The sequence below is a fragment of the Subtercola sp. RTI3 genome, assembly GCF_035018625.1.
GTDB lineage: Bacteria > Actinomycetota > Actinomycetes > Actinomycetales > Microbacteriaceae > Subtercola > Subtercola vilae.
On the sequence record NZ_JASJXO010000107.1, the window covers coordinates 1 to 3,227 of the forward strand.

The window sequence follows — 3,227 nt, forward strand, 5'->3', positions numbered from 1 at the left end:
CGACGACGTCGGTGCGGCGTTTGATCTCCTTGTTCACCCGTTCCATTAACCGGCTCTCGTGCTCAGGTCAAGCCGTTTGAGTGCTTCGGGTCATCGCCGGAGTCTGTGGAGGTGGTCGGTGAGGGCCGCTGCTGTTGTTGCGTGTCGGGCTGTTTCGCTGTCCCAGCCGCGTTGCTCTGCGTCGGTTTTGAGGGGCTGGATGTCGTCGAGTTGGTCAGAGATCGCTGCGGCGAATTCGGGGCCGGTGGTGAAGTTGGCGCAGTTCTCGCAAATGTTGGCATATGAACAGGCCCCGGCGGTTTCGTGTCGGGAGCAGTATCCGTGGGCGACACGAGTTTTGATCATCTCGCTGTTGAGCCAGTTCACTTTGTCGGGGACGATGGGGCGTCCGACCGGGGTGAGGGTGAGTTGTCGGCGCATTTTGCCGACCGCGTCGTCGTAAGCGATCCGTAGGGCGGGCGAGGCGAGGGTGGCGTAGCGGATTGTCATTTGGGCGGTCGCGTGCCCGAGTAGCGCCATCAGTGCTTGCAGGCTCATCCCGGCGTTGGCGAGCTCGGTGGCCCAGGTGTGGCGGAGTTGGTGCGGTGTCACGATCAGGGGTTTCCCGTCAGCGGCGCGCAGTTGCGCGTGTACGCTGGCGGTGATGAGGCCGTTGCGGATCCGGGTTGGGCCTAACCGTCGGCCGTGGCTGGTGAAGAGGAAGTCGGTGGCAGTGCCGGTCCGGGGGTGGGGCAGCGCTCGTGAGGGGCCGCGGTGCCTAGCCCATTGGTCGAGGGCGGTCAGGGCGGTCAGGGCGGTCGCGTCCAGCGGAACCATCCGCTCGGTGGCGAGTTTTCCGAGGGGGACTTTCAGCCAGGAGCCGGTAGGGCCGTAGTCGTAAACGCTTCCCAATTCCAGGTCGAGGAGTTCGCCGATGCGTAGCCCGGTGTGGCGCAGTACTGTCACTGCGGTGCGGGCGAATGTGTCGTCGAGGGTATCGATGGCTGTCATCAACGCCGCGTCGATGTCGGGGGTAAGGGCTCGCGGCAGAGGGTGATCGAGCTTCGGGATGTCCGCCCGGAATATCAGCCGGCGTGTGGGGGCGTCTTTCCATTCCCAGTCGGTGATGTCGTCGAACAGGTTCCGAAGGGTCAGTACCGCCGCTTGCGCGACAGCGATCGAGATGGTCCGGCCGGCACCAGCAGCGGCCCGGCGTCCGCGCCAGGATCGGTGGCGGTTCCAGAGCAAGTAGCCCTCGATGTGGTGGCGTCGAAGGTGACGGAGGTGGCGTATCTTCGGGGCTTGGGCGTTGAGGTACTCAGCGAACGGTAGGAGGTCGTTGATCAGACAATCCACCGTGCTCGGGCGAGCCACAGCGGATCGGACAGTGACGTATCGCAGGAACGTTTTTCGAAGCGACGGCGCCATCGGCACCGCCGCGAAGCGTTCCTCCCAGCTCGACGCGGTGGGCCGTCGCCGAGGCGGGGTGTCGATCACTTTCGTGTCGAAGAGAAGAGCTTTGAGTCCCGCGACCCGCGCGCGGTAGGCGCGGAGCATCGACGGTGTCAACGTCGTTGTAGCGATGAGGCCTGTTTCGAACGTGTCGACGACGTCAGTGGTCAGCTGCGCTGTTGTTCCTCCCGTCCACGCGAGGATCACAGCCAATCCTCCACCAAGGAGAGTTTGAATCCAGTTCGGTGTCCAACCGAGCCTGGCCCCGGCTGCGCGCATCCGGGTGAAACCGTCCGGGTCACGGTGTTCGATCGCGTTGGCTAAACCGGTGAGTTTCTTCGCTCCGGCGAATTCCAAATCCAACCGCAGCCCATCATGTTCGACGGCGTAGACGATCACCGGCCACGCGCCGGTGCGATCCAATTCCTCGCAACGTGTAAACGCTGGCCGGCCCATCCATTCGACCAGGTCCGGATGCTCGCTAAGGAACGCGTCGGCGATTCGTACCCGGTTCCGAATCGCCCTCGGACCGAGCTCAAGCGCCGACAGATGGTGATGGTATCTCTGATGCAACGACATGGTCGGTGCGAGAGGAGTCATGGTCGTCATCGGGCGCTAGCGGCAAGGGTCGCGCGGGCGGCACCGTATTCGGCAGCGAGGTGTTCGATGCTCAGATGCACGTAACGTGCGGTGGTGTCCGGGGATACGTGACCCATCAGTTCCCGGAGCGCCAATAGATCGATGCCGGCTGAGGCCAGTTCCGTGCCATACGTATGCCGCAGACGGTGCGGGCGGACCCTGGTCGCACCCGACGCTTCCCGGTGTCGGCGGAATACCCCGCGCAACCCCGCTTCCGTCAACGGTTGACCCGTTGTTGGCCCTCTGAGCACCAGGAAACATCCCGATGCTGTCACCCCGGTCGGGCGCTCGTAGCGGAGGTACGCGGCAACCTCGGTGAAGAAGGCGCCATCGACGGGGATGTACCTTTCCTTCGAGCCCTTGCCGATCACGCGCAGCCGGCGGCGTCCGAGGTCGACGTCGGATAGCTGTAGCCCACGCACTTCAGCAGCCCGCAAACCGCCCAGCAGCATCGCCAACACGATCGCACGATCACGGTACGTGTCCAGAGAACCAAGGAAACGGTCGACATCGCTCACGGGCAGTGATTCCGGCAGCATCTGGGGTTGGCGCACCAGCCGTCCTCCGCCGCGTGAGCGCCCAGCGCCCAGATGCCCCAACAGGCCACGGGTCAAAGCGCCCGGGCTGCCTTGCCGCCGCGGGGACGGGACAGGATTACCAGGGCAGTCGCCGGCCATGACTAAGTATTCAAACAACGACCTCACCGCAGCGACCCGCCGATTAGCAGTCGAGGCCGCAGCCGTGCGCACTGCACCAGGAATCCGCGCCACACGGTCAGGCGTGCCGTGTGAACGAGCGCCTTGCCAGTCGATCCAATCGAACACCATCATCGGGGTGACCTCGGCGAGCGTGCTGCCATTGATTAGCAGAAACCGGGCGAAGTTGACGATATCGAACGCGTAAGAGCGAACCGTGCTCGGGCTGAACGCACGAGTATTGAGATGACCCAGAAAAGCATTCGCCGAAGCGGTATCGCCCCAGTCGCCCACGATACGGAACGCGCCCTCGAGCTTCTTTGCTGAAACAGTCATAGCCTGGACTCCTTCGTCGGCCGGTGTGTAAAAGCCTCCACCCCGATCGCCACGGAATCGTCGTCATCGGAAGCATCAGACCGAACGTGTCGTCCGAGAACCGGTTAACAGATATCGGGTTCGTTG

2 protein-coding genes are annotated in these 3,227 nt (G+C 63.7%); both read right to left on the minus strand.

Annotated elements, in window-relative coordinates; translation table 11 throughout:
* Positions 1 to 90: 90 nt before the first annotated feature.
* Entirely contained in the window at positions 91 to 2,040 is a 1,950-nt protein-coding gene (locus QN358_RS18745) for a tyrosine-type recombinase/integrase (RefSeq protein WP_323513265.1), read from the minus strand.
* On the minus strand, positions 2,037 to 3,101 hold the full coding sequence (locus tag QN358_RS18750; protein ID WP_323513266.1) for a tyrosine-type recombinase/integrase: 1,065 nt from the start codon (positions 3,099 to 3,101) through the stop codon (positions 2,037 to 2,039). The genes QN358_RS18745 and QN358_RS18750 overlap by 4 nt, the downstream gene beginning before the upstream one ends.
* Positions 3,102 to 3,227: the final 126 nt, after the last annotated feature.

Bases quoted from the DNA above. Each gene is read 5' to 3' on its own strand.
- QN358_RS18750 (WP_323513266.1), bottom strand. From the start codon at position 3,101: ATGACTGTTTCAGCAAAGAAGCTCGAGGGCGCGTTCCGTATCGTGGGC.
- QN358_RS18745 (WP_323513265.1), bottom strand. From the start codon at position 2,040: ATGACGACCATGACTCCTCTCGCACCGACCATGTCGTTGCATCAGAGA.